Raw genomic sequence first — 4,618 nt, 5'->3', positions numbered from 1 at the left:
CATAGTCTTTCTCTACAAAAGCCACATGACCGTAGATAGCTGGTGTGCCATGTGTACCTCCTACAAAAGAAACAATAGCTCCCGCTTTTGGTGTGGAACCCGTTTCTCCACAGAAAAAGATATTTAGCCTATAATGAAGATGAACAATACCAATCCGTGTTCTTTAATAGGGCTTTTCCTAGCCTGTATAAAAAACTGGATGAACAAGAGTCATGATTGAAACGTGTTGTGGTATTGATGTCCACCAAAAATCTATTGTTTTTTGTATTCTAGATGGCCCACTAGATACCAATAATCCAAAGAAAATTCAGAAGAAATTTGGAACAACTACTCTAGCTCTTCACAATGCTTTAGATTGGGTGGTGAAAAACCATGTCACACATGTCTTTTTTGAAAGTACTGGGCAATATTGGCTCCCTCTCTTTAATATCTTTTCAGATTCTAATCTAGTTTTAGCACTTGCCAATCTTCAAACCTGGTCGTAAGATAGACGTGAAGGACGCTGAATGGATTGCGCGACTCGGTCGTTTCGGACTAATTGAACCTTCCTATATCCCTACCCCTGAAGTGGTACAGATTCGTTTACTGAAACGTCGCATGCGTTCTTACAAGCAACGTCAAACTCAAGTTAAAAATGAAATTCACAATCTCTTACAACAGGCCAATATCAAGCTAACAAGTTATCTTTCTGATATTTTTTCTAAGACGGGACAAGCACTTTTAAAATTCTACATTAACGGAGAAACCATTAATGTAGAATCTGTTATTCCTTGTATCCAGAAGCGAGTGAAAACAAGTCCAGAAGAACTCGTTGAAGCGATGAAAGAAAAGTTATCAGTAGAAGACCGCTTCCTCTTAGACCAGAGTTTAGAGGAATGTCAGATGTATCAGGAACTCATTGAAAAATTGACCAATGAGATTCAATACTACATCGAAAAGGAGTTCCCCTGAGTAAAATAAGATGCTTCAAACCATTCCTAGTGTGAATGAAAACTGTTCCACCACTATTCTAGCTGAAATTTGACCAACTGTTACAGCCTTTCCATCCGATGCACACTTAGTATCCTGGGCTGGACTATGCCCAGGATCTTATGAAAGTGCTGGCATTAAAAAATCCTCACACATCACGCAAGGAAATCGCTATATCAAACAGGATTTGACCATGTCGGGATTAATTGCATCACATTCTAAGGATCCAGCTTTTTCTTCTTTTTACAATCGAATTTCCCAAAGAGGAAGCAAGATGAAGGCTGTTATTGCTTGTGCTCATAAGATTCTCAGAATCATTTACAAACTACTCTCCACCAAGCAGACTTATCAAAAAGAAAAGGCGCTAGGACTGAGGAAACAATTCTAACGCCAAAACTAAAAAAATTTCAATTACAGTATAGCACAGGAAGTGATTTTTTGCGCTTTTTTACTGTCTTTTTTCAAATAAAAAAGATGACTTACAGAACCTGTAAGCCGCCTAGTCAGTCGGTTTATTCTGGTGTCCGCCACCGCTTGGCCCTTATGTCCAAGATTAACATCAGATTGACCATGAGCCGACCACTCATCTACACCATTATTCTAACGAATATGAGCTACAAACGCAAGAGAAAAACTTATTTTGGATTTATACACTATAAAAAACATACACTATCTTCAGATTGAATTTTTGTTCAAAATAAGCTATAATGAATTTAAGTAGAAACAGGAGGTAGAACAAATGGCTACAATCAGTTTAACACGTGATATAAAACTAACAAACGAAGATGCTCTAAAAATTCTTAATCATAAACCATCTAAAAAGCTACAAGCCGTCTTGAAATCCATTGAATCACAGGACGCTACCGCTCCAACGAAAAATAAACTCATTTCAAAGTATCTGTAAGATGACAATTCAAGTAACACCACTTAAGCAATATCTTGAAAATATTCAAGTGCTAGCTCCTGATAAAACTGAGAAACAAGTTCAGGATCTATTTAAAACTATCATTTTAGAAAATGTTGATTTCAACGGTAATGAAGAGATGTTGACTTATCTATCTGATAAAGCCCCCAATTTTGAAAAACAACATCGTTCTCGTAATTTTATCGTTGAAGAAACTGAAACAAATAACATCATAGGATTCTTTAGTTTATCTCTCAAAGTTGTTGATATTTCTGATTTAGAGAAATCCTTAAAAAAGAAACTCGTCCTAAAAGGGAAAAGTCCCAAAAATATTAATTATCTCCCTGTGTTACTTATCGGTCAATTCGGCAAAAACACAAAGCTAAATAAACTATCAGGACAAGAGTTATTTGAAATTGTAATTCAAAAAATTGAAGAATTTCGAGCAATTGTAGGAACTCAGATGGTATTTTTAGATAGTATCAATCATCCTAAAGTCATTCAATTTTATGAACAGTTCGGATTTGTTGCTTACAGTCAATTGATTAAAGACGATCATCAAGTAAGTTATTAGCCTATGGCATTAAATATGTCACTTTATAAAAAATAAGAATCATGTCACCTAAACTGATGACATGATTCTTTTATTTCACCGTATAAGCAAAACTAATGGCACTATCTGCTTGCGAGATTTTTCTAAAGGTATAGTTAGGGTTTCCACCATAGTTGGTTTCAGAAACTAGAAAAGAACCATCATCATAGACCTTCTCGACAAAAGCCACATGACCATAGTCTGCTGGTGTCCCATGTGTACCTCCTACAAAAGAAACAATAGCACCTGCTCTTGGTGTGGAACCCGTTTCTCCACCAAGACTTGAAGCTGTCGCAACCCAGTCCTGACCATTTCCCATGGTATTAATGATTGAAATCTTCTCTCCATTTCTACCTTTTAGCTTTAATCCTAACTGATTCATACGAGCCGCAACACCCCATGTACATTGTCCATAGGCATAGGCCATACCATCTCCACCACCAGGAACAGAATGATCATACAAGTCCCCACGAACCCCTTCAAGGGATTGCGGGTCACTCTTTGCCTGTCCTCCATTTGTTTGGCTAAAGCCTTTTTCAATTTGGTAATACCATTCCGTTGCTCTAGTTTGTCTTTCCAGTAGTTTGTCACCAGAATTTCCCTCCCAATAGGTAAGAAAGAGTTGAGCGAGATTGGCTGCACTGCCCGTATTTCCAAAGAAATCCTTTAACCAACTTTGATAGTAAGGACTATCCCCATGAAGCATAAAATCAAGTTGGAGGTCTAAATCATACCACTTCTTATTTTTGATATGTGCATAATTCAATAAAGCTGTATGCCGTGTTGAACCATCTGCGGTATCCGTCCATTGACCTAAACCTAAACCTCTATGAAGAATATTAGGATAAGCACCATTATAAATGGCTGGACCTCCAATCGCTAACCAGCTTTCATCATCCCATGAGGAATCGGTAGCTCCAACAGGAGGAGATAAGTAATCTCCTTCAGCTCGTTTAGGATTGATAGAAGACTCTACCGACCAATTTCCTAAAATAGCCGCAATGGCTTGGGGACTTGCCCCTTGAGATTTCAAAAACTCATAAATATGTTTTGCTCGTTCAAACTCATCCCCACCAAACTGACCAATGGCAGGTAAGATAGTTGTCTGAAGTTGAATGACTTTTGGAAAATAAAATTGCGGATTGACATACACCAATTTTTCTTTCTTGTTCTTATACTTTTGATAGGAAACTTTCAAACCTGTATCATCTGGTGTTTCACCAATAATATCACCCGTTAGAACTCTTGTCCCCTCAATCGCACGGCCATTATGAATGGAATACAAGGTCAATCGACTCTCATTCTCTCCTTTTCCGTTAGTGAGAATTATATTGTCGCCATCTAGAGATACAACTCCATCCATTGGTGCGACAATCGTTTGGTGAGCCTTCGCTTCTAGTAGAATGTACTCCTGAAGGGTAGGTTTTCCGTCTAAATCATAGTATCCATAACGATAAGTCATGGTTAGACTATCTTCGTTGCTTTTCCCCTCAAATGGATTGTCCAATTCCTGCATGGAAGCATAGACACCCTCTTCTTTTAGTTCCTTTATTTCCTCTTGATCGTCTTTCGAGAGTTTATACTTAGGAGTTTCATAAAGGTCTTGCATGGATTTCAAATCTTCCCCATCGTTTAAATCATGCCACAAAGTAGATAGATAATCCTTGTAAGTTTCTGAACTAAATAAGTGAACTGGTTTGTGTAACTCATAGTCATGGAATTTAAAGTTCATATACCCCATCACATCATCAACTTTTGTGTAATAGGTAATGCCTTTGTCATTTGTACGAGTATGTTCTGCGTCTTCCCAAGTTAGGTGGGTATAAGCTTTTGTTAATTCAAATTCATCTTGTTGAATCAAACTAGCAGATGAAAATCCTAAAAAGAAGCTCAGCATAAATAAGAGAAGAAAGACTAATCCTCCTACTATCCAGGTTACAGGATTTCCAGCCGCAAATGTAAAGAAGGAAAAGGCTGCTTTTAGTTTTTGATAGATATTTCGAACACTGGTAAGACCTTGTTTCTTTAATTTTCGATACCGATTTTTAAAGGAACTTGGATTATCTTTCGCTAGTTTCCATCCTTTTCCAGCCTTAAAATGATGGTATCGCTCTTTTGTGTTGGTCAGTCTTTTCTTGGTAAAACGACCTGTT

7 protein-coding genes and 1 pseudogene are annotated in these 4,618 nt (G+C 37.5%); 6 read left to right on the top strand and 2 right to left on the bottom strand.

Annotated elements, in window-relative coordinates:
* Positions 1-121 (bottom strand): CHAP domain-containing protein (locus QZ565_RS08270; protein WP_295528103.1); only part of this gene is annotated, 121 nt, incomplete at its 3' end.
* 91 nt (positions 122-212) lie between these two features.
* Between QZ565_RS08270 and QZ565_RS08265 the strand changes: the two genes are divergently transcribed.
* The 6 genes and pseudogenes from QZ565_RS08265 to QZ565_RS08245 all read left to right on the top strand — a co-directional run bounded on the left by QZ565_RS08265 (position 213) and on the right by QZ565_RS08245 (position 2,447).
* Positions 213-485, top strand: coding sequence for a transposase (locus tag QZ565_RS08265; protein ID WP_290104882.1), 273 nt, complete (start codon positions 213-215; stop codon positions 483-485).
* Positions 486-492: 7 nt separating this feature from the next.
* Positions 493-951 (top strand): transposase, encoded by a 459-nt coding sequence (locus tag QZ565_RS08260; protein WP_295528098.1) that lies wholly within the window; start codon positions 493-495, stop codon positions 949-951.
* An 88-nt stretch (positions 952-1,039) separates the two neighbouring features.
* Positions 1,040-1,357: pseudogene (locus QZ565_RS09310) on the top strand (transposase); the annotation flags it as partial.
* 86 nt (positions 1,358-1,443) lie between these two features.
* Complete coding sequence (locus QZ565_RS08255) at positions 1,444-1,653, top strand: hypothetical protein (RefSeq protein WP_158086465.1); 210 nt, start codon at positions 1,444-1,446, stop codon at positions 1,651-1,653.
* 55 nt (positions 1,654-1,708) lie between these two features.
* Entirely contained in the window at positions 1,709-1,873 is a 165-nt protein-coding gene (locus QZ565_RS08250) for a hypothetical protein (RefSeq protein ID WP_000201399.1), read from the top strand.
* A gap of 1 nt (position 1,874) precedes the next feature.
* Positions 1,875-2,447: a hypothetical protein gene (locus tag QZ565_RS08245; protein WP_295528086.1), complete on the top strand. Its 573-nt coding sequence runs from the start codon at positions 1,875-1,877 to the stop codon at positions 2,445-2,447.
* A 70-nt stretch (positions 2,448-2,517) separates the two neighbouring features.
* On the opposite strand, the gene QZ565_RS08240 is transcribed toward QZ565_RS08245, so the two are convergent.
* A partial coding sequence (locus tag QZ565_RS08240; protein ID WP_295528083.1) for a phage tail tip lysozyme occupies positions 2,518-4,618 on the bottom strand: 2,101 nt, incomplete at its 5' end.

This window comes from uncultured Streptococcus sp., assembly GCF_915066115.1.
Taxonomy (GTDB): Bacteria; Bacillota; Bacilli; order Lactobacillales; family Streptococcaceae; genus Streptococcus.
Note: the sequence above shows the minus strand (reverse complement) of the source record. Positions and strands in the feature narration are given on the sequence as shown.

What these genes read in the sequence shown, in the direction of transcription:
- QZ565_RS08265 (WP_290104882.1), top strand. Translation starts at nt 213, where the DNA reads ATGATTGAAACGTGTTGTGGTATTGATGTCCACCAAAAATCTATTGTT.
- QZ565_RS08255 (WP_158086465.1), top strand. Translation starts at nt 1,444, where the DNA reads ATGACTTACAGAACCTGTAAGCCGCCTAGTCAGTCGGTTTATTCTGGT.
- QZ565_RS08250 (WP_000201399.1), top strand. Translation starts at nt 1,709, where the DNA reads ATGGCTACAATCAGTTTAACACGTGATATAAAACTAACAAACGAAGAT.
- QZ565_RS08245 (WP_295528086.1), top strand. Translation starts at nt 1,875, where the DNA reads ATGACAATTCAAGTAACACCACTTAAGCAATATCTTGAAAATATTCAA.